The sequence below is a fragment of the uncultured Cetobacterium sp. genome (genome assembly GCF_947038635.1).
Taxonomy (GTDB): Bacteria; Fusobacteriota; Fusobacteriia; order Fusobacteriales; family Fusobacteriaceae; genus Cetobacterium_A.
Genome location: NZ_CAMQXC010000020.1, coordinates 1 through 24,845 on the forward strand (window position 1 = coordinate 1; position 24,845 = coordinate 24,845).

A 24,845-nucleotide genomic window follows, 5' to 3' on the forward strand; every position below is an offset into this window, starting at 1 on the left:
TTTGTTATTTTCATAACTTCTGACTATTTTCTCTATTCGGTTGTTAATGTCCTTTTTCTACAATTCTTGTCGGCGGTGTTTCCCGCTGACAAAAATTATAGTATCATAAATTTTAAACTTCGTCAATAACTTTTTTTATTTTTTTAAAAAATTTCCATTATCTTATCCATAAGTTTCTTTTTTTCTACGTCTTTTTTTACAATTAATTTATCTTTAAATACTACTTCACCATTCACTAATACTTTATAACTTCCAACAACTGTCCCAGCCTTTATAGGGGCTATTAATTTTTTTTCTCTTTCCGTAACTATCGAAACGTCAGCATCTTTTTTTACAATTTTGGAAAAAGATTTAGTTCCATATGTTTTTACATCTGCAACATATCCACCTGAAATTGGTATTGATACAACTGGTATATCTTTTTTTATAATATCTTTATTTTTATAATTTTCATGAAATTTTTCATTTAACTCAAGTATTTTTCCATCTCTTATTTTAGGAGATTTTCCTCCCATCACAACAGTTACTATATTAGCATTATCTTTATCACTTAAAACCGTTATATTAAACCTTGATTTCGTATGATATCCTGTTTTTAAACCATAGATACCTTCTTTTCCTAAAAGATGAATTGTACTTTTTAACTTGTAACTTCCATTTTTTATTTCAGCAGTTTTTTGTCTTGCAATTGCTATATATTCAGGATACTTTAAAGCTTCTATAGATAACCTATATATTCCGTTAGCTGTTCCCATATCCAATTTTTTTCTAGTCATATGATCTGGTAATCCTGCAGGGGTATGAAACTCTAATTCATTTTCTAATCCCAAACTTTTAGCCTTTGCATTCATCATATCTATAAATCTTGGAATACTACCTTTTCCAGAGTGCTTAGCCAATGCATAAGCAGCATTATTAGCAGATTTTATAGCTGCTGATTTAAGTAAATCTAGTACTATTATTTTTTCTCCACTTTCCATAGGAATAGAGCTTCCTCCGGCACTTAAAATCTCCCAATCAACTGTTACTTCATCATATAAACCTATGTTTCCTTTTCTTATTTCATCTAAAGTTACTAATATAGTCATAACTTTAGTTACAGAAGCTAATGGATATTTATGAGTTGAATTCTCTTGGTAAAATACATTACCTTCATCATCTCCCAATACATAAGCTCTATAATCTGGAATATTATCTTTTACTACTTTACTTTGAGTACTTTTTGAAAAAGATAAAGTTGATGCAATTAATACGAAAACCACAACTAATTTCTTCATAGCTTCTTCCTCCAAATAAAAAAAATTTAGGAACTATATTTTTATAGTTCCTAAATATTATACATTATTTTTGTTTTTTAGCCAAGTAGTCTTCTATAGCTTCTTTTAGAGCCTCTTCTGCTAGAACAGAACAGTGCATTTTCGTAGCTGGTAATCCACCTAAAGCTTCTGCAACTACTTTATTTGTTATTGCTAACGCTTCATAAATATCCTTACCTAGAACCATTTCAGTTGAAACTGATGATGTTGCTATTGCTGACGCACATCCAAAAGTTCTAAATTTAACATCTGTTATTATATCATTTTCTATTTTTAAAAATATTTCCATAATATCTCCGCAAGATGGATTTCCAACTTTACCATATCCATCAGGATTTTCCATAGTTCCTACATTTCTAGGATTCATAAAATGATCCATTACTTTTTCTGTATATTGCATAATTTTCTCCTTAGTTTTTAATTGTTTTTATTTTCTATATTCATTCCACAAAGGTGATAACATTCTTAATTTTTCAACAACTTTTACAACTTGCTCTATTGTATAATCTATTTCCTCTTTTGTATTATACTTACCTAAACTAAATCTTATAGTTCCATGAGCAAATTCTGGTTCAATACCCATTCCTAATAAAACATGTGATGCTTGTAGCTCATCTGATGAGCACGCTGATCCAGAACTTACAGCTACACCTAAATAGCTTAAAGATAAGAGAATTGACTCTCCTTCTAAATATTTAAAAGTTATACTTGAAGTTCCAGGTAATCTCTCTACCGATTTTCCATTTACTACAACTTCTGGAACTCTTTTAACTATTTCATCTTCAAAATAATCTCTCAATTCTTGCTCTCTTTTTATTTCAATATCCATATCTTGGCAAGCTATTTCTAAAGCCTTAGCCATTCCTACTACTGCAGGGGTATTTGTTGTTCCAGGTCTTAACTTCTTCTCTTGTCCTCCACCTGTTATCGTTCTAGCTACCCTTACACCTTGTCTTATATAAAGAGCAGCAATCCCTTTAGGACCATGAAATTTATGTCCTGAGAAAGTTAATAAATCTGCTCCTAATTCTTTTGGATATACAGGAATTTTTCCAACACTCTGAACTGCATCTACGTGTAGTAAAATTCTATTTTTTTTAGCTATTTCACCAATTATTTTTATTGGTTCTATAGTTCCAACTTCATTATTTGCATGCATCATTGATATTAAAATTGTCTCAGGTGTTATCGCTTCTTCTAAAGCTTTAACATCTATTACTCCATTACTATCAACTGGTATAAATGTTACTTTATACCCATCTTGCTCTAAATCTTTAAAGGTATTTTTTATAGCTGGATGCTCTATTGAACTTGTTATTATATGATTTCCTCTATTTTTATATGCTTTAGCTACGCCTCTAACTGCAATGTTATCTGATTCAGTTCCAGAAGCAGTAAATATAATCTCTTCTGGCTTAACTTTTAATAAAGTCGCAATCTTTTCTCTTGCTTCTGAAACAGCTATTCCCGTTTCCTTTCCAAAAAGGTGCATACTAAAAGCATTTCCATATTCCTCAGTTAAAAAAGGCATCATTGCTTCTAATACTTTAGGGTCCATTTTTGTAGTTGCATTATTATCCAGATAAACTCTCATAGTTATCGTCTCCTTAAGTTATCATTTATATTCTTACACCAAGATAATAACATTCTTTACCATATATGTCAACAATTAAAAACTTTTTTTGTATACTTTTTTATACTTTTTCACCATGCTTACAATACATTTTTATTTCGCATTCCAAACATTTTGGTCTTCTAGCAATACACTTATCCCTTCCTTGAAGGATTATGTAATGAGAAAAGTCTATCCAATACTCTTTTGGTATTATTTCCATCAATTCTTTTTCTATTTTTATTACATCTTGCTCGTTAACTAATCCTATTAAATTTGTTAATCTTTTTACATGTGTATCAACTGTTATTCCATCAGCTAATCTCCATATTTCACCACGAACCACATTGGCAGTTTTACGTCCTACTCCAGCTAATCCAACTAACTCATCCATCTCTTGAGGTACTTTTCCATTATATTTTTCAATAAGTTGCTGACTACATAGTTTTATATTTTTAGCTTTGTTTCTATAAAAACCAGTACTTTTTATTAACGTTTCAATATCTTCTAATGGCATTGCTGCAAATTGTTCTGGAGTATTCACTATTTTATACATATTCTCTGTAACAATATTTACTCTCACATCTGTACATTGAGCTGACAATATAACCGCTACTAAAAGTTCAAAGGGTGTTGTATAATTTAAAGCACACTTTGGATGCCCAAATTTATTTTGTAAAACCTCTATTACTTTTAAAGCTCTTTCTTTTTTTCTCAAAATGCCCTCCACTATTCAAAAACTTTCATATATAAAAAATAATCGATACCTCCATGTTCTATTTGCCCTTTAAACTTAAACTGAGCCTTTTCAAAACATAAAATTGACCTATCATTTTCTTCTAAAATATACGCTACAACATATTTTAAATTTTGATACTTAAATCTTAATTCATCTATACTTGCATTTACTATTGTTGTAGAATAACCTCTCCCTCTTATACATTCAGCTAAATATAGGGAAATTTCTGCACCTTCAAAATCTTCATCTAGTTGAAATTTTACATTTCCTAAGAAAGTTCCTTTTAAGTCTTCGACAGTAAACATTGCATAATTAGGAGAACTTATTAAGAATTTATACCATCTTTCATGATTCTTTTTTTGTTCCTCCTCATTATTTTTACAATATTTTTTTACATAGTTCAAATTTAAATGATTATATATATTCTCTATGTCATCCGTCGTGGTTTCCCTTACTACTATCACTACTTTATAACAATCCTATTATATTTTTTCTTTCCTTGTTTTATCATCATAGCTCCATCTATAAACAAGTCATTTGTTATCTCCATAGCAAAATCTATTACTTTTTCATCATTTATAGTTAAACCATTTTGCTGAACTAATCTTCTTCCTTCACTCTTTGTTTTTAATAATCCTAATTCAACCATTAAATCTATTACACCTTTTCCTAAAACTTCCTCTGTTACTTCTGATGTTGGTACATTTGTTAAATCAAGTCCACCTTGACCAAATAAAGCTTCTGATGCTTGTTTTGCCTTTTCAGCTTCTTCTTTTCCATGAACAATTTTTGTCACTTCATAAGCTAATACTTTCTTAGCTTCGTTTATTTCTGCTCCCTCTAATGATGAAAGTCTTCTAACTTCATCCATAGGTAAGAATGTTAACAATGCTAATGGCTGAGCTACATCTGCATCTGGAAGATTTCTCCAATATTGATAAAACTCATATGGAGATGTTTTTTCCGGATCTAACCATAAAGCTCCTTTTGCTGTTTTTCCCATTTTATTACCTTCACTATTAGTTAGTAAAGTACATGTCATTGCATAACCTTGTTTTCTGTCTTTTTTTCTAATTAAATCTACTCCTGCAATCATATTAGACCATTGGTCATCTCCACCTAGCTGCATAGTACATCCAAACTTTCTATTTAAAACTAAGAAGTCATATCCTTGCATTAACATATAGTTAAACTCTAAAAACGATAGTCCTCCATTTTCCATTCTAGACTTAAAGCACTCTGCAGATAGCATTCTATTTACAGAAAATTGAGATCCTATATCTCTTATGAAATCAATATAATTCAATCCTCTTAACCAATCAGCATTATTTACTAATAAAGCTTTATCATCAGAAAAATCAATAAACTTTTCCATTTGTTTTTTTATAGATGCTACATTATGAGCTATGATTTCATCTGTCATCATTTGTCTCATATCTGTTCTTCCACTCGGATCTCCTATTTGTGCAGTTCCTCCACCTATTAAAGCTATTGGTCTATGTCCATGTTGCTGCATATGTGACATAAACATCATAGCTATAAAATGTCCCACATGTAAGCTATCTGCTGTTGGGTCAAATCCTATATAAAAAGTTACTTTTTCCTTTGCAAGTAACTCTTTTATCTCCTCTTCGTGAGTCATTTGTTTTATGTATCCACGATCCTTTAAAACTTCAAAAACATTTGACATTTTTATTTCCTCCATATTTTAATTTTATTTCTATTGTAACATAAAGGGTCCTATTTTTAAAGGGTTAATAAAAAAGAGAGACCCTCAAGTCTCTCTTTATATAAAATCAATTAATTACTTTGTTGTGTTATAGAATACTTCAATTCCGTTGTATTGAGCAACTGATCCTAATTCCTCTTCAATTCTTAATAATTGATTGTATTTAGCCATTCTATCAGTTCTTGAAGTTGATCCAGTTTTAATTTGTCCTGCGTTTGTTGCAACAGCGATATCAGCTATTGTAGCATCCTCAGTTTCTCCAGATCTATGAGAAATTACAGCAGTCATATTAGCTCTCTTAGCCATTTCAATTGCATCTAAAGTCTCAGTTAAAGTTCCGATTTGGTTTAATTTAATTAAGATTGAGTTAGCAGCTTTCATTTCTATTCCTCTTGCTAATCTCTCAGTGTTAGTTACGAATAAATCGTCTCCAACGATTTGAACTTTCTTTCCAACTTTTGCAGTTAACATTTGGAATCCAGCCCAGTCATTTTCTCCTAATCCATCTTCGATAGATTTAATTGGATACTTCTCACATAATCCAGCATACCACTCGATCATTTCTTCAGTAGTTCTTACTACTCCACCTTCTCTTTTGAAGTGATACTCAAATGATCCATCTTCTTTTTCAACACAGAACTCAGTTGCTGCTGCGTCTAAAGCAAATGTAATATCAGTTCCTAACTCATATCCTGCTGCTTTAACTGCTTGACATATAATGTCTAAAGCTCCCTCTGTTCCGTTGATTTTAGCTGGTGCATATCCACCCTCGTTTCCAACGTTTGTTGAATCTCCGTTAGCTTTTAAAATTTTTCCTAAGTGGTGGAATATTTCACATCCCATTCTCATAGCTTCAGCAAATGTTTTAGCTCCAACTGGTTGAACCATGAACTCTTGAACATCTACTGCAGAATCAGCATGGCTTCCTCCATTTAATATGTTCATCATAGGTAAAGGTAACTCTTTAGCATTAACTCCTCCTAAGTATTTGTATAAAGGTTGTCCTAAAGCCTCTGCTGCTGCTTTAGCTACTGCTAAAGAAACACCTAATATAGCGTTTGCTCCTAATCTATCTTTGTTTGGAGTTCCATCTAACTCGATCATAGCTTTATCGATAGCTACTTGGTTAGTTGCATCCATTCCGATTACTAACTCTTTAATTTCAGTGTTTACATAGTTTACTGCCTTTAAAACACCTTTTCCTAAGTATCTAGATTTATCTTCGTCTCTTAATTCTACTGCTTCGTAAGCTCCTGTAGATGCTCCAGATGGAACTGCAGCTCTTCCCATAGCTCCACATTCTAATATTACGTCAACCTCAACTGTTGGGTTTCCTCTTGAATCAAGAATTTCTCTTCCTTTAACTTCAACTATTCTAGTCATTTTCTTTAAATCCTCCTTAGAATTTTATAAAAGTTTATATTTTAAAATTAAGTCTCAAAATTTATGTAATGTTTATTTTACTTTAATAACTTTCATTGAGTTGCTTGTTCCTGCTTTGAATACTTCTTCTCCACACGATGCAACCATTATATCTCCTGATTTAACAAGCCCTAATGCTAAAGCTTTTGCTTCTGCTAAAATATAGAACTCTTCTAAATTTTTAGCTGTTGTATCTAAACATGGAATTACTCCTCTTGTTAAGATCATTTGATTATATGTTTTTTCATTATTTGTTATTGCTAATATAAAAGCTTCTGGGAAATATCTTCTTAATGCAGTTGCTGATCTTCCTGATGCAGTTCCTGATACGATTAATTTAGCTCCTAATGCTTCTGCTACATCAACTGTTCCTCTAGCCATAGCTTCAGTTATAGTTACTCCATCTTCATTTTCTATTTCAAAAGCTACTAATGGATCTGTTTTTTCAGCTATCTTTCTCATTACTGTTACAGCCTCAACTGGATATTTTCCTTTTGCTGTTTCTCCAGATAACATTATTGCATCTGTACCATCTAATATTGCATTAGTTACGTCTGTAGCTTCTGCTCTAGTTGGTCTTGGGTTTTTTATCATTGAATCTAGCATTTGTGTAGCTGTTATTACAACTTTCCCTGCTAAGTTACATTTTTCTATCATCATTTTTTGTGCAAATGGAACCTCTTCTACAGGAATTTCTACTCCTAGATCTCCTCTAGCTACCATTATACCATCAGATAATTCTAAAATCTCATCAAAGTTGTCTAATCCCTCTTGGTTTTCTATCTTAGAAATTATTTTTATTTTCTCTCCACCGTTAGCATCTAATACCTCTCTAACAGCTCTTACATCATCAGCTTTTCTAATGAATGATGCAGCTACGAAATCTACGTTTTGCTCACATCCAAATTTTAAATCTCCAATATCTTTTGGCGATAAAGCTGGTAATTGAACTGAAACATTTGGTAAGTTTACACCTTTGTTCTCTCCTAAGTCTCCATTATTTTTTACAATACATCTAACTTCGTTTCCAACAACTTCTTCAACTTCCATTTCAATTAATCCATCATCAATTAAAACTATGTTTCCAGCTTTTAAGTCATCTGTTAACCCTTTGTATGTTACAGCAACTCTTGTAGAATCTCCAATTACTGTCTCATCAGTAGTTATAGTGAACTTTTGTCCAGCTACTAAAGAAACATCATTTCCTCCTACTAATTTGATTGTTCTTATTTCTGGACCTTTAGTATCTAATAAAACAGCTCCATTGATTCCTGTGTTTGCAATTGCCTGTTTTAAATTAACTATTCTTTGTCCGTGCTCTTCGTGGCTTCCATGAGAGAAGTTCATTCTCATAACGTTCATTCCAGCTTCTAATAACTGTGATAATACCTCAACCGATTCTGTTTTTGGCCCTATTGTACATACTATTTTTGTTTTTTTCATAGTTCCCTCCTATAATGAGTTTTTAATCTATATTTTAATCTTTTACATCCCTACATTTTGTATTCAAATTCTATCTAATATACTAGCTAAAGTCAAGAAAGTTAAATATCTATTTTTTACCTTTTTTTGACTCTATTATTCCCACTTTTTTATAAGCTCTTTATTTTTAATTAGTTTTATAAAATATTTCTTATAGTTCTTCTTATTTTTTTAGACTTTTCCTTTTTATTTTCAATAAAAAAGTCCTAGTTTAACTAGGACTTTTTTTTAAACAAATAGTGGTACTAAAACTAAAGAAACTATACTCATTAATTTAATTAATATATTTAAAGATGGCCCTGATGTATCTTTAAATGGATCTCCTACAGTATCTCCAACAACTGCAGCTTTATGTCTCTCAGAACCTTTCCCATCGCCCTTATATCCTGCTTCAATCTGCTTCTTGGCATTATCCCAAGCTCCACCAGCATTAGCCATCATAATAGCCATTAAAATACCAGTTACTAGAGCTCCAGCTAATAATCCACCCAATGCTTCAGGTGACCATAACCCGATTACCACAGGTGCTAAAACTGCAAGTATTCCTGGTAATAACATCTCTCTTAATGATGAGTGTGTAGAGATTTCAACACATCTTTTATAATCTGGCTTTGTCTTTTTTTCCATGATTCCTGGAATCTCTCTGAACTGTCTTCTTACTTCCTCAACCATTTCCATAGCTGCTTTTCCTACTGCAGTCATTGTTAAAGCAGAGAATAGGAATGTTAACATTCCACCTATAAATATTCCAACTATTACATCTGGATTTATTATATCAAGAACAAAATCTTTTCCTGATAATTTTTGAATAGACTCTTTATATGCAGCAAATAATGATAAAGCTGTTAAAGCTGCTGATCCTATAGCAAACCCTTTTCCTACTGCTGCTGTTGAGTTTCCTACTGCATCTAATTTATCTGTACACTCTCTAACTTCATGAGGTAGCTCTGCCATCTCCGCTATACCACCAGCATTATCTGCAACTGGTCCATAAGCATCAACTGCAACTACCATTCCAGTTGTTGAAAGCATTCCTACTGCTGCTATTGATATTCCATATAGTCCTGCAAATTTATAAGCAACAATTATTGCTATTGATATTATTATCATTGGAGCAACTGTTGACTCCATTCCCACTGCTAGTCCTTCAATTATTGTTGTTGCCGGACCTGTTTTTGCTGCATCTGAAATTCTATTTACTGCTTTTTTTCCTGTATCTGTATAAAGTCCTGTAAAATAAGCTATTACTAGTCCTGCAACTAATCCTGCAACTATTGCCCAAAATATACCCATTGGTAAGTTTAAATATTTAATAACTCCAAAAGAAGCAATTATTGATAAAACTCCAGCTATTCTAGTTCCATTTTCAAGCTTATGATAAACTTCATCTGGATTTTCAGTTTTAACTGTTAATGTTGCTAATATTGATGCTATTATTCCAAATGCTGATATCATAACTGGAGCTAATAGATACTCTTTTGTTTCCATTGCAGCACCAATAGCTAATGTTGCTATTATTGATCCTACATACGACTCAAAAAGATCTGCTCCCATTCCAGCAACATCTCCTACATTATCTCCTACATTATCAGCTATTGTAGCTGGATTTCTAGGATCATCTTCTGGAATTCCTGCTTCTACTTTCCCCACTAAATCTGCTCCTACATCAGCTGCTTTAGTATATATTCCTCCTCCAACTCTAGCAAATAGAGCTATTGAAGATGCACCCATTCCAAATCCTGTAATTATGCTTACATCCCAATTAAATACTAAAATCAATATTGTAAGACCTAACATTCCTAATCCTACAACTGAAAGTCCCATAACTGCTCCACCAGCAAAAGCTACATCTAAAGCTTTCGATAAACCTCCTTCTTTTGCTGCAATTGATGTTCTTCCATTAGCTTTTGTTGCTATTCTCATACCGATGTTTCCTGCTAAAGCCGATGTTAACGCTCCTATCACAAAAGTTACTGCTACCATTGGAGATAAAAATACTCCTAGTAAAATTGCTACTGCTGCAACAAACCAAATTAAAATTTTATATTCCGCCGAAAGAAAAGCCATTGCACCTTCTCTAATTGCTTCTGTAATTTCAGCTACTCTCGGAATATTAATCTCATAACTTTGAACTTTCTTGGAGTAGAAAGATGCCGCGAATAGTGCTATAATACCACCGAAAATTCCCAAATAGATCATTTGTTCCACTTTTAAAACCTCCCAGTATGTTTAGTATGATTAAAGTATACGAGAAAGTTCAAGATATTTCAAGAAAAAACAAAGTTCTTTTTTTCTTTATTTTGATCTACTTTTTATTGAATTTTAAGTTTTCTGAAAGATAAATTTTATCATTTTTATCAACTATTAAAACATCTAAATCTGGTGTACAATTAGCTTTTTCTAAAACTTTTTCAATAGGCATTAAGAAAAATGTTGTTGAATATAAATCAGCTTCTAAAGAATTTTTATTCACAACTACTACCATTTTTTTATCTTCTACTGGATATTTTGTTTCCTTATCTAAAATATGATGATATCTTTTTCCATCTATTTCCACATAAGTTTGGTAATCACCTGAAACTCCCATACTTTGATTATTAAGTTCAATAATACCTAAAATTTCTGAAGGATTATTAGGATTTTGAATTCCTATTTTCCAAGGAGTTCCATCTCCTTTAACACCGATGGCTTCTATACTTGATATCGCCGAAATAAATCCACTAGTTACTCCTGCTTCTTTTAATTTTTCACCAGCTTTTTTTACTGCATATCCTTTTAAAAAAGATCCTGTATCTATTTTTACTCCATCTCTATTTATAACTATATTATTTCCAATTATTTCAATTTGAGAGAAATCAACATTAGATGCGGCTTCTTCAAGTTCTATTTTTGTAGGAAGAGTATCTCTCGGAGGTACTTCTTCTGAAAATCCCCAAACTGTCATTAATGGTTCCATTGTTATATCATATTTACCATCTGATAACTTATAAGCCTTCTTAACTTCGTTTAATAAAAATACTCCTTCAGCATCAAAAGTTTCTTTTTTTAACGTATTTAAATTATCTGTTAAACTCCCTTTTACTTTACTATTGTACTTCGAATCAATTCTTTCTATTTCAGTAAAGGCATCTTCTATAGATTGTTTTGCTACTTTTTCGCTATTTGAAAAAATAGAGATTTTAAAGAAAGTTCCAAATGCAAATCTTTCATCATCTACTCTTTTTACTTTTTTTTCACAACCTAAAAGTAACAAAAAAAGCAAAAAGAGTAGAAAAATATTTCTACTCTTACTCATTTATCAAATCCTCCGCTTGTTCACCGAAAGTTATTTTTCCATCTATAATCTCTCTAAAAGTTTTCTTTACAACAGTATCTTTTTTAGAAACTTTTGTAAGTACTGGTGCTCCCTTACCAATATCTCTTGCTCTTTTTCCAGCAGTTATTGTTAATGTATATTTATTAGGTATTTTTTCTAATAATTCATCATAAGTAATTACTTTTTTCATAAAATCCTCCTAGTTTTTAGAATTTATAATTTTCACTAACTCATCACACGATTTTTCAACAGTGTAGTTAATAATTGTTATATCATAATCCTTTTCGTATTCTAATTCTTTTATTGAATTTTTTAGTCTAAGTTGAATAGTTTCTTCACTATCTGTTTTTCTTCCTCTTAGTCTTCTCTCTAAATCTTCCATTGTTGGTGTTTTGAAGAATATTAAGTGAGCATTTGGATAAGCTGCTTTTACTTGAAGCCCTCCTTGAACATCTATCTCAAGAATTACATTTTCACCTGATGCTAATCTTGATTCCACTTCAGATTTCAAAGTTCCATAGTAGTTAGTATGAACAGTTGCGTATTCTAAAAATTCATTATTTTCTATTTTGTTTTTAAATTCTTCCACTGATAGGAAATAATAATCTCTCCCGTGTAGCTCTCCCTCTCTTGGAGCACGAGTTGTAGCTGAAGTTGCTAAATTAATACCTAGCTGTTTTCTAACTATTCTACATATTGTTGATTTCCCAGCACCACTTGGTCCCGATACAATAAATAGTTCACCCTTTTTCATTTTTTATTCTCCTTTATTCTATATTTAGAGCTTGTTCTCTAATTTTTTCTATCTCATTTTTACATTCTACAATCAATTTTGAAATATCATATAAATTACATTTTACTCCTGAAGTATTTAACTCTCTAAAAATCTCTTGAAGAATAAAATCAATTTTCTTTCCTACACCTGCATTTGGAGAATCTAACTCTATTTTTAATTGAACAAGATGACTCTCTAACCTAGAAACTTCCTCTGAAATATCAGATTTATCTGTAAATAAAAGAACTTCTCTTAATAGAACCTCATCGTTGAACTCTACATCGCTTATTTTAGATAATCTTTCTAATAGCTTTTCTTTATAGTTCATAACAATATTTTCTTTTAATTTCTTTATTTCAGTCACATTATTTTCTATAATAGCAATACATTGTAGAAAATAATCTTTCATTCTAGCTCCTTCAGCTTCTTTCATCTCAATAAAAGAATCTAATAGCAAGTGAAGATTTTTCACTATAAAATTTTCATATTCTTTTTCATCTATCTCTAAATCATTTCTTCTAATGACATTTAAATTCTTAACTAATAAATCAAGTTTGTTACTAAACTTTTCTTCATATTCTTTTTCTATAGTATTCAAAACTTTCAAATAAGATGCCGTCATATTTTTATCATATTCAAATAAATTATCAACTTCTCTTTTATCTTGAAATTCAATTTTCAAATCTATACTTCCTCTTGTAACTCTAGAAGCAACCTCTGTTCTGATTTTATTTTCCAAAAAATTTAGCATATGAGGTGATTTTATCTTTAAATTTAAGTTTTTATTATTAACACTTTTTATCTCTAAGGATATAGCATACTTCTCATTTTCAAAATATTCTTTTGAATATCCTGTCATACTTCTCATAATATCAACCCCTCATAAATAAAATGCTAAAATAGGCGACAAAGTCGCCTATTTTATTAGTCCTCTATCTCAACTGGAACTATGTTTTTATAAGCTTTATATCCAGTTCCTGCTGGAATTTTCTTACCTATAATTACATTCTCTTTAAGTCCCTCTAAGTAGTCCTCTTTACCTTCTATTGCTGCATTTGAAAGTACTTTTGTAGTTTCTTGGAATGATGCTGCTGATATGAAACTTCCTGTATTAACAGCTGCTTTTGTAATACCTTGAATAACAGGCTCATATTTGATTTCTGCTTTTCCTTCAGCTCTTAACTTATTGTTTTCTAATTCAACAACTCTCTTCTCTACAACTTCATCTTCTAGGAATAATGAAGCTCCTGATTCTACTATTCTTACTTTCTTAAACATCTGCTTAACGATAATCTCTATATGTTTATCATTTACAGTAACTCCTTGGTCTCTATATACTTGTTGAACAGATTCTAGTATAAACTGCTCTGCTGCAACTAATCCTTTGATGTTTAAAACGTCAAATGGTGATATAGCTCCGTCTGTTATTTTATCTCCAGCTTTAATTAACATTCCATCTGTTACAACTAAATGCTCTCCAACTGGTGCTAAGTACTCTTTAAAGTTTTCAGAATCAGAAATAGATCTTATGATTATTACTCTCATACCTTTTTTCTTTCTTCCTGTTACTTCAACTTTTCCATCTATTTCTGACAGAATAGCTTTTCCTTTAGGGTTTCTAGCTTCAAATAGCTCTTGAATTCTTGGAAGACCTCCAGTGATGTCTTTCGTTCCTTCTCCCTCTTTAATGATTTTTGCTATGATTTGTCCTGTTCTTACAGATTCACCCTCTCTAACCATTAAGTATGCTCCAAATGGTATTGAGTAACTTTCTTTTGCAGTTCCATCTTCATCGAATATAACTACTCTTGGGTTTGAATCTCCAGATTCTACAGTTTTTATAGCCATATATTCTGTAACGTTATACTTTTCATCAAAGTTTTCTTTTACATATAATTCTCTATATTCAATTCTTCCATCTTGGTTTGCAATAATAGGAATATGATATGGATCGAATGTTACTAAAACATCTCCTGGTTTTACTTCTTGACCCTCTTCAACTTTTAAGATAGATCCTGAAGCAATCTCATAGTCATAGTTTCCTATTAAGATTTTAGCTGACTGAGAAACTACAATTTTCTCTTGAGTCTCTTGATTTTCTAGAAGTTTTATATCCTTGAATACAACCTTTCCAGTATTTTCAGCTTTAATACTTGTTGCAGCAGCTGTAGCTGTGGCAACTCCTCCAGTATGGAATGTTCTCATTGTAAGCTGTGTACCAGGTTCTCCGATTGATTGAGCTGCTATAACTCCAACCGCTTCTCCTAATAATATCTCTTTATGGTTAGCTAGATCCATTCCATAACATTTTTGACAAACTCCTTTTTCAAGGTCACATGTTAATGGAGATCTAATTTTTATTTTCTTTATTTCTAGTTCTGTAATTCTAGCGATTTGCTCTTTTGTAAACATCTCATTTCTTCTAGCAATTACTTCTCCTTCATATATTACATCTTCAGCAGGTACTCTACCAATTAATCTTTCAGATAATTTTTCGATTACTTGTCCATCTGAAACTAGTTCTGCTACCTCAATTCCTTCATGAGTTCCACAATCAATTGAGTTTACAATAACTTCATGTGATATATCAACTAGTCTTCTTGTTAAATATCCAGAATCGGCAGTTCTTAGTGCCGTATCTGCTAGACCTTTTCTAGCTCCGTGTGATGACATAAAGAATTCTAATACTGTTAGTCCTTCTCTAAAGTTCGCTTTAATCGGAACCTCGATGATTCTTCCTTGTGTATCGGCCATGTTTCCTCTCATTGCCGCAAGCTGTCTCATCTGTGCAATCGATCCTCTGGCTCCAGAGTTCGCCATCATATAAACTGGGTTAAATTGATCTAGTCCACTCATCATTGCATCAGTTACTTTAGCTGTTGTTTCTGACCAAAGAGCTACAGTTTTTCTATATCTCTCTTCGTTTATAATTTTTCCAGCTTTATAATCTGCTTCAATATCTGCAACTTTTTGATCTGCTTCTTCTAAGATTGATTTTTTAGTTTCTGGAATCTCTAAATCCTCAATACCAACTGAAACTCCCGCAAATGTTGCGTAGTGATATCCAAAGTTTTTAATATCATTTATTAATTCTGCAGTTTTTGTAAATCCATGCATTTCATATAACTTACCAATAAGTTTTTTTAATTGAGATTTTCCAAATGTTACATCATATTGCTTGTTTACTTCAGGTAACATCTCATTAAACATGATTCTACCAGCTGTAGTCTTAACCATTTCACCATTAATTCTTACATTTACAACAGCATGAGTATCAATGATATCTCTATCGTAAGCTGTTAAAACTTGCTCTTTATTAGAAAAAGATTTTCCTTCTCCTTTTGCTCCTGGTCTATCTTTTGTCATATAGAAACATCCCATAACCATATCCTGAGATGGTACAGCTATTGGTTCTCCATTTGATGGAGATATAATATTATTTGGAGCTAACATAAGAAGTTTTGCTTCCATTATAGCTTCTGGTGATAGCATTAAGTGAACAGCCATTTGGTCTCCATCAAAGTCCGCATTAAATGCTGAACATACTAATGGATGTAATCTTATTGCTTTTCCTTCTATTAATACAGGTTCAAAAGCTTGTATTGATAGTCTATGTAATGTTGGAGCTCTATTTAATAAAACAGGGTGATCTTGGATAACATCCTCAATTACATCCCAAACTTTATCGTCTGCATCTTCAACTAATTTTTTTGCTGTTTTTATATTAGAAGCTAACTCTCTTTTTACTAACTCTCTCATTATGAAAGGTTTGTATAACTCAAGAGCCATCTTTTTAGGAATTCCACACTGGTGCATTTTTAAAGAAGGTCCTACAACAATAACCGATCTTGCAGAGTAATCTACTCTTTTTCCAAGTAGGTTTTGTCTAAATCTACCTTGCTTTCCTTTTAACATATCAGAAAGTGATTTTAACTCTCTGTTATTTTGAGCAACAACTGGCTTTCCTCTTCTTCCATTATCAATTAGAGCGTCAACTGCTTCTTGAAGCATTCTTTTCTCATTTTTTACAACAATTTCTGGAGCTTTTATTTCTAAAAGTCTTTTTAATCTATTGTTTCTATTGATAACTCTTCTATATAAATCATTTAAGTCAGAAGTAGCAAATCTTCCACCATCTAATTGAACCATTGGTCTTAAATCAGCTGGAATAACTGGAACATTCTTTAAAATCATCCATTGTGGTAAGTTACCAGATGCTATAAAGTCTCTAGTTATCTTTAATCTTTTAACTAACTTCTTTCTCTTTTGTGCAGAATTTACATCTTCAAGCTCTTTTTCTAGCTCTACTCTTAACTCTTCTAAATCTATCATTTCTAACAGTTTTAAAATAGCTTCTGCTCCCATTTTTGCTTCAAATTGTTTTCCGTACATTTGCTTATATAGCTTGTACTCTTTTTCAGTTATGATTTTACCAATTTTTAAAGTTGGCTCTTCACTAGCTGTTACTATATATCTAGCAAAATATAAAACTGACTCTAACTCTTTTGGAGAAATTCCTAAAATAAGAGACATCTTATTTGGTGTTCCTTTAGAGTACCAAATATGAGCTACTGGGGCAGCTAATGCTATATGCCCCATTCTCTCTCTTCTTACTTTAGACTTAGTTACTTCAACTCCACATTTCTCACAAACTAGTCCTTTGTATCTCATTCTTTTATATTTTCCACAAGAACATTCCCAATCTTTCGATGGTCCAAATATTCTTTCACAGAACAATCCATCCATCTCTGGATTTAATGTTCTATAGTTTATTGTTTCTGGTTTCGTAACTTCTCCGTACGACCACTCTTCTATCTTCTCTGGAGAAGCTAGTTTAATTCTAATCTTCTCAAAACTTTTAATTCCCATATTAAATACAAAGCCTCCTTAAATGAGATAAAGCTTTCATCTATCATCATATTCAATTTTACTTAAATTTAGTTTATTTGGTCAGATAAAGAAAACTCAACGATTGTTTCGTCTTTTCCTAACTCTTCATTAACGTTAATTAACTCATTGTCAGAATCAAAAAGTTCTACATCTAATGCTAGTGCTTGGAACTCTTTTAATAAAACCTTAAATGACTCTGGTAAATCTGCCTCTGGCATCTCTTCACCTTTTACAATTGCTTCATAAGTTTTTGTTCTACCTGTTACATCGTCAGACTTAACTGTTAACATTTCTTGAAGGATATTTGAAGCTCCGTAAGCCTCTAAAGCCCAAACCTCCATCTCTCCAAGTCTTTGTCCTCCGAACTGTGCTTTTCCTCCAAGAGGTTGCTGAGTTACTAGTGAATAAGGACCAATTGCTCTTGCGTGCATCTTATCTTCAACAAGGTGATGAAGCTTTAACATATACATTCTTCCAACTGTTACTGGATTATCAAATTTATCTCCAGTTCTTCCATCAAATAAAGTAACTTTACCTTTTCTTGGATATCCAGCTTTTTCTAAATAATCTTTTACTTGTTCTTCTGTTGCACCATCAAATACTGGAGTTGATAAATAAGTTCCACCATTTAATTTACCCATTGCCATTCCTAAGTGAACCTCTAGAACCTGTCCGATGTTCATACGTGAAGGAACTCCAAGTGGATTGATTACAACGTCTAAGTGTGTACCATCTGCTAAGAATGGCATATCTTCTGCTGGTAATACTCTAGAAACAACACCTTTATTTCCGTGTCTTCCTGACATTTTATCTCCAACAGTTATTTTTCTTTTTTCAGCAATAAATACTCTTATCGATCTATTTACTCCAGCTTTTAACTCGTCTCCGTTTTCTCTTGATAATTCAAGAACTTCAACAACTGTTCCTTTTGATCCATGAGGCATTTTTAATGATGTATCTCTTACATCTCTTGCTTTTTCTCCGAAGATAGCTCTTAATAACTTCTCTTCTGCTGGTGGCTCTGATTCACCTTTAGGTGCTGTTTTTCCTACTAGGATATCTCCTGGTCCAACTTCTGATCCTACTACAATTATACCTCTTGAATCTAAGTTCTTTAATGCTTCCTCAGAAACATTTGGTATTTCTCTTGTAATCTCTTCATCACCTAATTTAGTATTTCTAGCTTCTATTTCATATTCCTCTATATGGATTGATGTAAATACGTCATCTTTTCTTAATCTATCAGATATAAGAATAGCATCCTCATAGTTATATCCTTCCCAAGGCATGAATGCCATTAGAATATTTCTTCCCAGAGCTAAATCTCCACCTTTTGTTGCAGGTCCATCAGCAATTACTTGTCCTAACTCTACTTCTTGTCCTAGGTCAACTAGTGGTGTTTGATGTAAACACATTGCTTGGTTTGATCTTTCAAAATTTAATAATCTATGTCTGTAAGATTTTCCTTCTGCATCTTCTATAATAATCTCTTTTGCATCTACATAAATAATTTTACCTTTTGCTTTAGCTGAGATTACTGCTCCTGAATCAACTGCAACTTTTCTTTCAAGTCCTGTTCCAATGAATGGAGCCTCTGTTCTTAATAATGGTACTGCTTGTCTTTGCATGTTTGATCCCATCAGTGCTCTGTTGGCGTCATCGTGCTCAAGGAATGGTATTAATCCTGCTGAAACTGATACAACTTGTTTAGGTGATACATCTAGATAATGAACTTTTTCTCCTGAAATATTTACTATTTCATGTCCATATCTACATACAACATCTCCTAAAAGCTCTCCATTTTCACCAAGTTTAGTATCCGCTTGGGCTATGAATAATCCTTCTTCTTCATCTGCTGCTAAATAATGGATATCATCAAAGTTAGCAACTCCATTTTCTACCTTAACATATGGAGTTTCTATAAATCCATATGAATTTACTTTAGCATATATAGCTAAAGATCCAATAAGTCCAATGTTTGGTCCCTCTGGAGTTTCTATAGGACAAATTCTTCCGTAGTGAGAATCGTGAACGTCTCTAACCTCGAACCCGGCTCTTTCTCTTGAAAGTCCTCCAGGTCCTAATGCTGATATTCTTCTCTTATGAGTTAATTCAGCAAGTGGGTTTGATTGGTCCATGAACTGTGATAATTGTCCTGATCCAAAGAAGTCTAATACTAAAGCATTTAGTGGTCTAGTGTTTAATAATGATTGTGGAGTTAATGTTTCAACATCTTGAATTGTCATCTTCTCCTTTACCATTTTACCCATCTTAGAAAGTCCTGCTTTAATTTGCATTAATAATAACTCTCCAACACCTCTAACTCTTCTGTTAGATAGGTTGTCAATATCATCCGTATGTCCTTTTCCGTTGTTTAAACTAATTACATACTTTATTGTTGCAATTACATCCTCTTTAGTTAATAAAATTTCATCTTCTGGAAGATTTAATTTTAATCTTTTGTTCATTTTATATCTTCCAACAGGCTCTAAATCGTATCTTTGAGGATTAAAGAACATCTGCTTTATTAAAGATCTAGCTGAATCAATAGTTACTAAATCTCCAGGTCTTAATTTCTTAAATACCTCTGTTACAGCTTCTTCTTTTGTATCTCCAGTATCATTTACTATTGTATTTGCAAATACTTTATCTTCTGGTTTTACTTCCCAAACTAAAATATTTTCTATTTTTAGGTCTACTAAATCAAATATTACAGCTTCTGTAATTAGTTGTTTAGTTTCAAATAAAATCTCTCCAGTTTCTTCATTAAAAATATCCTCTTTAACAAAGCTTCCTTCGATTTTTGTTTTAAGAACACTAATTAGTTCCTCTTTATTTGAGTATCTTGAATAGTATTCAGATAAATTAATTTCTTTTTCATCTAAAAACTCATCCATTATCTCTTCGTTTGTATCGAAGAAATCAACTGCTTTTAAAAATACAGTTGCTAAAACTTTTTTCTTTCTATCAATTTTTACACTTAAGAAGTCATTTTTATCAGTTTCAAACTCTAACCATGTTCCTTTATAAGGAATAATTTTTCCAGAGAACAGGTCTTTACCTGTTTGGATATTAACTTCTTTATTAAATGATACTCCAGGAGATCTGTGTAACTGTGATACTACAACTCTCTCAGCACCATTTATTATAAATGTTCCTCTTTCAGTCATTAAAGGAACTTCTCCAAAATAAACAAGTGTTTCTTGGATTTCGTTTCCACTTTTCTTATTAGTAAGTCTTAATCTTACCTTTAAAGATGCAGAATAAGTCTTCCCTCTTTTCTTACATTCAAGCTCATCATTCAATGGAGCTTCCGCTTCATGTAACTCATAAGAAACATACTCTAATTTTATATCTCCATTTGAAGATTCAACAGGGAATATTTCTCTAAAAGCAGATTCAAGCCCCTTATCTTTTCTGTTAAGTGGAGCCTCCTTAGCTTGTAGAAAATCTTCATAGGAATCCAGTTGGAATTCTAAAAAATGAGGCATGCTACCTCTTTCTTCGATTCTTCCAAAATTCAATCTTTCAACGAGTTTCCCCATCAATTCACACTCCTTACTATTTCATATAGTGATCAATACCTAATCTTTGGAAAATAAAAGCCTTTTATTTTCAAAAGATTAAGTATTAACTTACTTTTAATAGATTATTTAATAATTTTCATTATAATGAGTAAAAAGGCACCCATTAGAGTGCCTATTTTTTTTATTTAAGTATAACTAGTCGCTTATGCAACTTTGTAAGGGTTATTACTTAACCTCTACTGTAGCTCCAGCTTCAGTTAATTTAGCTTTTATAGCTTCAGCCTCTTCTTTAGAAGCTCCCTCTTTTAATGTTCCACCGTTATCTACTAATTCTTTAGCTTCTTTTAATCCTAATCCAGTAATTGCTCTTACCTCTTTGATTACAGCTATTTTGTTAGCTCCTGCAGCAGTTAAAACTACATCAAACTCAGTTTTCTCCTCTACAGCTGGTCCCTCAGCAGCAGCTACAGCTACTGGTGCAGCAGCAGTAACACCGAAGTGCTCCTCTAAAGCTGTTACTAATTCTCTTAACTCTAATACTGACATAGCTTCTAAATCAGCTATGAATTGCTCTTTATTGAATGCCATTATAAATCCTCCTTAAATTTTCCTAATTTTTCTTCTTTTTATTAAATCAATAATACTCTAAAATCAACAAGTGATTACTCAGCAGCTGCTTCTTTCTTCTCAGCGATTGCCACAGTTGCGTAAGCAAGTTTTCTAACTGGTCCAAGCATTCCGTTAAGAACCATAGAAAGAAGTTGCTCTCTAGATGGTAATTTAGCTAATGCTACTACCTCTGAAGCTTCAACTCTCTTACCAGTTAATACTCCACCTTTTATAGTGAATATAGTCTTCTTAGCTTTTGCGTTTGCTTTTGCTTGAGCCGCTTCTACATCGTAAACTACCTTTGCTGGAGTTACTGGATCAGCATATCCGAATGCAAATGCAGTAGTCCCCTCTAGTAAATCATCGAATTTATCAGCGATACCAGCCTCAGCTAGTGCTATCTTGAACAGTCTGTTCTTAGCAACTAAGTACTCAGCTCCGTTTTCTCTCATTTGTTTTCTTAACTCAGTCTCTTGATTAACTTTAAGACCTTGATAGTCAACTAAAACGATTGATTGAGCTTTAGAAATTTTTTCAACTAATTCAGCTACAAGTTCTTTTTTTAATTGAGTTGCCATTATTGATTCACCTCCTCTTTTACTCTAAAATTACCTCCGCTCCAAGGTAGGAACGGAGGTTCAAAATCTAACTATGAGGTTAGTGAATACCTTCTTCCAACCTCGGTAGGATATTTAAGACTTGCGTCACCTACGGTCTTTGGTTTGGATCTATATTTAATTATTTATCCAACTTTTTAAGTTATAATTTTACAACTTTATAATTATAACACATAATTTAAATTTTTGCAAATTTTAATTAAGCATTTTTTGCAACTAAAACTGGATCCATTTTAACTCCTGGTCCCATTGTTAAAGAAACTGCAACAGTTCTTAAGTATTGACCTTTAGATGCAGATGGCTTTAATCTTACAATCTCATTGATGAACGCTGTGAAGTTCTCTAATAAAGCTTCTTCAGAGAAATCTGCTTTACCGATTGGCGCATGGATTGATCCTAACTTGTCTACTCTAAATGCAAGTTTTCCTTTCTTGAACTCAGATACTGCCGTTGCGATATCTGGTGTAACTGTTCCTGACTTAGGGTTAGGCATTAAACCTTTAGTTCCTAAGATTCTTCCTAATCTTCCTAATTTAGGCATCATGTCTGGAGTTGCGATTACGATATCAAAGTCAAACCAACCTTGTTGGATTTTCTCGATATACTCTTCTGCTCCAGCATAGTCTGCTCCAGCTTCTAAAGCTTTCTCTATGTTAGCTCCTGAAGTGATTGCTAATATTTTAACTGTTTTTCCTGTTCCATTTGGAAGTACAACTGTACCTCTAACTTGTTGATCTGCATGTCTAGGATCTACTCCTAATCTTAATGCAATCTCAACTGTCTCTACGAAGTTAGCAGTTCTTGTCTTTCTTACAAGTTCTATAGCTTCTTTAACCTCGTATAGTCTTCCTTGCTCAACTAATTTAGCTATTTCTAGGTATTTTTTACCTCTTTTATTTGCCATTGAAAATTTCCTCCTCCTGTGGTTAAACGGATGTTTACATCCTACCACTTAATATCACATAAATAAGAATTGACTTCTAATTAGTCCTCTATTTTGATTCCCATTGATCTTGCTGATCCAGCTATGATGTTCATAGCAGCTTCTACTGATCCAGCATTTAAATCTGGCATCTTAGTTTCAGCGATTTCTCTTAATTTAGCTGTATTTATAGTTCCAGCTACTTCTTTTTTAGAGTTTTGAGCTCCTGATTTAACTCCTGCAGCTTTCTTTAATAAGTCAGATGCTGGTGGAGTTTTTAAGATAAATGTGAAAGATCTGTCGTTATAAACAGAGATTTCAACTGGAATGATCCATCCTGCTTTATCTTGAGTTTTTGCATTGAACGCTTTACAGAATTCCATAATGTTAACTCCGTGTTGTCCTAATGCTGGTCCTACTGGTGGAGCAGGGTTAGCTTTTCCAGCAGGTAATTGTAGTTTTATTAATCCGATTACTTCTTTTGCCATTGTTTAAATTACACCTCCATAAAATTGTGGTATTGATCTTGCGATCTCCCACTGACTTAAATTTATTTAATTAAGCCTTCTCTACACTGTTAAGATCAACTTCGATAGGAGTCATTCTTCCAAACATCTCCATCATTACCTTAACTTTTCTATGTTCCATATCGATTTCTGCAACTTTTCCTTCTTGGTTTTCAAAACCTTCAGATAGAAGTTTTACATAGTCTCCTACTTCGTAGTCAACCTTTATAACTTCTTTTATTGCTTTCTCATCCTCATCATTTTTGTATCCTATAACAGAGAAGATATTTTCTACTTCATCATCTTCCATTGGAATTGGATCAGATCCCACACCAACGAATCCTGTTACACCATTAGTATTTCTAACAACATACCAAGCATCAGAGTCTACTCTAAAGTTGATTCCATCTCCACTTTCCTCTCTAGTAGCTTCCATTTCTAGCATAACATACCCAGGAAATAGTTTTCTTGAAATAACTTTTTTCTTTCCTCTTCTCTCTTCGATAGTTTCCTCTTCAGGAACTAAAACTTTAGTTACTATATTAGATAATCCTAAAGTTTCTATCTTCTGTTCTAAGTCTGTTTTAACTTTTTTCTCATACCCCGAATAAGTATGAATCATAAACCATTTTTTCACTAAGCTTTTTTCCATTTTATCCTCCAAAGAGAGATACAAGCATCTTTAAAAGTCTTGAAGCAATTATATCGAAAACTCCTAAGTATATTCCTAAAAATATACTCATAGCAACAACCCAACTAGTTGCTGCAACAATCTCTTTTCTTCTAGGCCATTGAACCTTAGAATACTCTCTTCTTACATCATTAATTAGTCCCATTTTGCACCACCAGTAATTTTAATTTATAAAAAAAATGGCAGGTCAAGAGGGAATCGAACCCCCAACCCTCGGTTTTGGAGACCGATGCTCTGCCAATTGAGCCATTGACCTGCATGTTGTTGCAAATGTTTTACTTTAAATAATTAATCAAGAAGCGCATAGGCTTCTTAGATTAAGAATTATTTTTTAGTTTCTTTATGTAATGTTACTTTTTTGTCCCATTTACAGTATTTATTTAATTCTAATCTTTCAGTAGTGTTCTTCTTATTCTTTGAAGTACTGTAGTTTCTTCTTTTACACTCTGTACACTCTAATTGAATATTTACTCTCACTCTTTACACCTCCACTCATCTAACGGATATCACAAATCCTCCCATACCTCATAGCTTATTGTATGGTAAACAAGAGTTTCCTTATTTATTGCTTTCTTTTTAAGACATAGATGATAATACCACTTTTTTCCGTTTTTGTCAACAGTTTTTTCTTTACTCCAAAATAAAAAAAGATTGGCAACTTCCTATCCTCCCAGGGGGCTGCCCCCCAAGTA

The 24,845-nt window shown here is 32.4% G+C and carries 22 protein-coding genes, 1 tRNA gene and 1 other annotated feature; all 23 genes read right to left on the reverse strand.

The genetic code is table 11. The annotated features are described in order from the left end of the window. Positions 1–143: 143 nt before the first annotated feature. Positions 144–1,277 carry a D-alanyl-D-alanine carboxypeptidase family protein gene (locus tag Q0V08_RS03670; RefSeq protein WP_185890952.1) on the reverse strand — a complete coding sequence of 378 codons (1,134 nt, stop codon included), beginning with the start codon at positions 1,275–1,277 and terminating at the stop codon, positions 144–146. A 64-nt stretch (positions 1,278–1,341) separates the two neighbouring features. Continuing rightward, entirely contained in the window at positions 1,342–1,716 is a 375-nt protein-coding gene (nifU, locus tag Q0V08_RS03675) for a Fe-S cluster assembly scaffold protein NifU (protein ID WP_297432181.1), read from the reverse strand. Positions 1,717–1,743: 27 nt separating this feature from the next. Continuing rightward, positions 1,744–2,910: a cysteine desulfurase family protein gene (locus tag Q0V08_RS03680; RefSeq protein ID WP_185890950.1), complete on the reverse strand. Its 1,167-nt coding sequence runs from the start codon at positions 2,908–2,910 to the stop codon at positions 1,744–1,746. A 100-nt stretch (positions 2,911–3,010) separates the two neighbouring features. Next, positions 3,011–3,646 carry an endonuclease III gene (nth, locus tag Q0V08_RS03685; RefSeq protein ID WP_297432184.1) on the reverse strand — a complete coding sequence of 212 codons (636 nt, stop codon included), beginning with the start codon at positions 3,644–3,646 and terminating at the stop codon, positions 3,011–3,013. A gap of 11 nt (positions 3,647–3,657) precedes the next feature. Then, the gene (locus Q0V08_RS03690; RefSeq protein ID WP_297432186.1) at positions 3,658–4,131 is read right to left on the reverse strand and encodes a GNAT family N-acetyltransferase; all 474 of its coding nucleotides are present in this window, start codon (positions 4,129–4,131) and stop codon (positions 3,658–3,660) included. Continuing rightward, complete coding sequence (gene tyrS, locus Q0V08_RS03695) at positions 4,131–5,357, reverse strand: tyrosine--tRNA ligase (RefSeq protein ID WP_297432188.1); 1,227 nt, start codon at positions 5,355–5,357, stop codon at positions 4,131–4,133. Before tyrS ends, Q0V08_RS03690 begins: the two co-directional genes overlap by 1 nt. A 114-nt stretch (positions 5,358–5,471) precedes the next feature. Further along, on the reverse strand, positions 5,472–6,779 hold the full coding sequence (gene eno, locus Q0V08_RS03700) for a phosphopyruvate hydratase (RefSeq protein WP_023051511.1): 1,308 nt from the start codon (positions 6,777–6,779) through the stop codon (positions 5,472–5,474). Positions 6,780–6,851: 72 nt separating this feature from the next. Further along, positions 6,852–8,261 carry a pyruvate kinase PykF gene (gene pykF, locus Q0V08_RS03705; RefSeq protein WP_297432190.1) on the reverse strand — a complete coding sequence of 470 codons (1,410 nt, stop codon included), beginning with the start codon at positions 8,259–8,261 and terminating at the stop codon, positions 6,852–6,854. A 267-nt stretch (positions 8,262–8,528) separates the two neighbouring features. Beyond that, positions 8,529–10,499, reverse strand: a complete 1,971-nt coding sequence (locus Q0V08_RS03710; RefSeq protein ID WP_297432202.1) for a sodium-translocating pyrophosphatase — start codon at positions 10,497–10,499, stop codon at positions 8,529–8,531. A gap of 106 nt (positions 10,500–10,605) precedes the next feature. Continuing rightward, positions 10,606–11,595, reverse strand: a complete 990-nt coding sequence (locus tag Q0V08_RS03715; RefSeq protein WP_297432192.1) for an FAD:protein FMN transferase — start codon at positions 11,593–11,595, stop codon at positions 10,606–10,608. Beyond that, positions 11,588–11,806, reverse strand: a complete 219-nt coding sequence (gene rpoZ / locus Q0V08_RS03720; RefSeq protein ID WP_023051515.1) for a DNA-directed RNA polymerase subunit omega — start codon at positions 11,804–11,806, stop codon at positions 11,588–11,590. The genes Q0V08_RS03715 and rpoZ overlap by 8 nt, the downstream gene beginning before the upstream one ends. A gap of 9 nt (positions 11,807–11,815) precedes the next feature. Further along, positions 11,816–12,370 carry a guanylate kinase gene (gene gmk, locus Q0V08_RS03725; protein WP_023051516.1) on the reverse strand — a complete coding sequence of 185 codons (555 nt, stop codon included), beginning with the start codon at positions 12,368–12,370 and terminating at the stop codon, positions 11,816–11,818. 13 nt (positions 12,371–12,383) lie between these two features. Beyond that, positions 12,384–13,259: a YicC/YloC family endoribonuclease gene (locus tag Q0V08_RS03730; protein ID WP_297432196.1), complete on the reverse strand. Its 876-nt coding sequence runs from the start codon at positions 13,257–13,259 to the stop codon at positions 12,384–12,386. Positions 13,260–13,315: 56 nt separating this feature from the next. Next, positions 13,316–17,260, reverse strand: a complete 3,945-nt coding sequence (gene rpoC / locus Q0V08_RS03735) for a DNA-directed RNA polymerase subunit beta' (RefSeq protein ID WP_297432198.1) — start codon at positions 17,258–17,260, stop codon at positions 13,316–13,318. Positions 17,261–17,328: 68 nt separating this feature from the next. Further along, positions 17,329–20,826, reverse strand: a complete 3,498-nt coding sequence (gene rpoB, locus Q0V08_RS03740; protein ID WP_297432200.1) for a DNA-directed RNA polymerase subunit beta — start codon at positions 20,824–20,826, stop codon at positions 17,329–17,331. A 207-nt stretch (positions 20,827–21,033) separates the two neighbouring features. Then, a complete protein-coding gene (gene rplL / locus Q0V08_RS03745; RefSeq protein WP_023051520.1) occupies positions 21,034–21,396 on the reverse strand; it encodes a 50S ribosomal protein L7/L12 in 363 nt (120 codons plus the stop codon). A 74-nt stretch (positions 21,397–21,470) separates the two neighbouring features. After that, on the reverse strand, positions 21,471–21,995 hold the full coding sequence (gene rplJ, locus Q0V08_RS03750) for a 50S ribosomal protein L10 (protein WP_023051521.1): 525 nt from the start codon (positions 21,993–21,995) through the stop codon (positions 21,471–21,473). Positions 21,996–22,013: 18 nt separating this feature from the next. Then, positions 22,014–22,156 (reverse strand) — a sequence feature (ribosomal protein L10 leader region). 77 nt (positions 22,157–22,233) lie between these two features. Continuing rightward, the gene (rplA, locus tag Q0V08_RS03755) at positions 22,234–22,938 is read right to left on the reverse strand and encodes a 50S ribosomal protein L1 (protein WP_023051522.1); all 705 of its coding nucleotides are present in this window, start codon (positions 22,936–22,938) and stop codon (positions 22,234–22,236) included. An 80-nt stretch (positions 22,939–23,018) separates the two neighbouring features. After that, positions 23,019–23,444 carry a 50S ribosomal protein L11 gene (gene rplK / locus Q0V08_RS03760; protein ID WP_023051523.1) on the reverse strand — a complete coding sequence of 142 codons (426 nt, stop codon included), beginning with the start codon at positions 23,442–23,444 and terminating at the stop codon, positions 23,019–23,021. A gap of 70 nt (positions 23,445–23,514) precedes the next feature. Next, positions 23,515–24,114 carry a transcription termination/antitermination protein NusG gene (nusG, locus tag Q0V08_RS03765; RefSeq protein WP_023051524.1) on the reverse strand — a complete coding sequence of 200 codons (600 nt, stop codon included), beginning with the start codon at positions 24,112–24,114 and terminating at the stop codon, positions 23,515–23,517. Between the two features lies 1 nt (position 24,115). Then, complete coding sequence (gene secE, locus Q0V08_RS03770; protein ID WP_023051525.1) at positions 24,116–24,298, reverse strand: preprotein translocase subunit SecE; 183 nt, start codon at positions 24,296–24,298, stop codon at positions 24,116–24,118. A 35-nt stretch (positions 24,299–24,333) separates the two neighbouring features. Continuing rightward, positions 24,334–24,409, reverse strand: a tRNA-Trp gene (locus tag Q0V08_RS03775). 68 nt (positions 24,410–24,477) lie between these two features. Continuing rightward, positions 24,478–24,630 (reverse strand): 50S ribosomal protein L33, encoded by a 153-nt coding sequence (gene rpmG, locus Q0V08_RS03780; RefSeq protein ID WP_023051526.1) that lies wholly within the window; start codon positions 24,628–24,630, stop codon positions 24,478–24,480. Positions 24,631–24,845 lie beyond the last annotated feature (215 nt).

What these genes read in the sequence shown, in the direction of transcription:
- rplJ (WP_023051521.1), bottom strand. Translation starts at nt 21,995, where the DNA reads ATGGCAACTCAATTAAAAAAAGAACTTGTAGCTGAATTAGTTGAAAAA.
- pykF (WP_297432190.1), bottom strand. Translation starts at nt 8,261, where the DNA reads ATGAAAAAAACAAAAATAGTATGTACAATAGGGCCAAAAACAGAATCG.
- Q0V08_RS03730 (WP_297432196.1), bottom strand. Translation starts at nt 13,259, where the DNA reads ATGAGAAGTATGACAGGATATTCAAAAGAATATTTTGAAAATGAGAAG.
- rpoC (WP_297432198.1), bottom strand. Translation starts at nt 17,260, where the DNA reads ATGGGAATTAAAAGTTTTGAGAAGATTAGAATTAAACTAGCTTCTCCA.
- nifU (WP_297432181.1), bottom strand. Translation starts at nt 1,716, where the DNA reads ATGCAATATACAGAAAAAGTAATGGATCATTTTATGAATCCTAGAAAT.
- rplL (WP_023051520.1), bottom strand. Translation starts at nt 21,396, where the DNA reads ATGGCATTCAATAAAGAGCAATTCATAGCTGATTTAGAAGCTATGTCA.
- eno (WP_023051511.1), bottom strand. Translation starts at nt 6,779, where the DNA reads ATGACTAGAATAGTTGAAGTTAAAGGAAGAGAAATTCTTGATTCAAGA.
- gmk (WP_023051516.1), bottom strand. Translation starts at nt 12,370, where the DNA reads ATGAAAAAGGGTGAACTATTTATTGTATCGGGACCAAGTGGTGCTGGG.
- Q0V08_RS03715 (WP_297432192.1), bottom strand. Translation starts at nt 11,595, where the DNA reads ATGAGTAAGAGTAGAAATATTTTTCTACTCTTTTTGCTTTTTTTGTTA.
- rpoZ (WP_023051515.1), bottom strand. Translation starts at nt 11,806, where the DNA reads ATGAAAAAAGTAATTACTTATGATGAATTATTAGAAAAAATACCTAAT.
- rpoB (WP_297432200.1), bottom strand. Translation starts at nt 20,826, where the DNA reads ATGGGGAAACTCGTTGAAAGATTGAATTTTGGAAGAATCGAAGAAAGA.
- secE (WP_023051525.1), bottom strand. Translation starts at nt 24,298, where the DNA reads ATGGGACTAATTAATGATGTAAGAAGAGAGTATTCTAAGGTTCAATGG.
- Q0V08_RS03710 (WP_297432202.1), bottom strand. Translation starts at nt 10,499, where the DNA reads ATGATCTATTTGGGAATTTTCGGTGGTATTATAGCACTATTCGCGGCA.
- rplK (WP_023051523.1), bottom strand. Translation starts at nt 23,444, where the DNA reads ATGGCAAAAGAAGTAATCGGATTAATAAAACTACAATTACCTGCTGGA.
- rplA (WP_023051522.1), bottom strand. Translation starts at nt 22,938, where the DNA reads ATGGCAAATAAAAGAGGTAAAAAATACCTAGAAATAGCTAAATTAGTT.
- Q0V08_RS03680 (WP_185890950.1), bottom strand. Translation starts at nt 2,910, where the DNA reads ATGAGAGTTTATCTGGATAATAATGCAACTACAAAAATGGACCCTAAA.
- tyrS (WP_297432188.1), bottom strand. Translation starts at nt 5,357, where the DNA reads ATGTCAAATGTTTTTGAAGTTTTAAAGGATCGTGGATACATAAAACAA.
- nusG (WP_023051524.1), bottom strand. Translation starts at nt 24,114, where the DNA reads ATGGAAAAAAGCTTAGTGAAAAAATGGTTTATGATTCATACTTATTCG.
- Q0V08_RS03670 (WP_185890952.1), bottom strand. Translation starts at nt 1,277, where the DNA reads ATGAAGAAATTAGTTGTGGTTTTCGTATTAATTGCATCAACTTTATCT.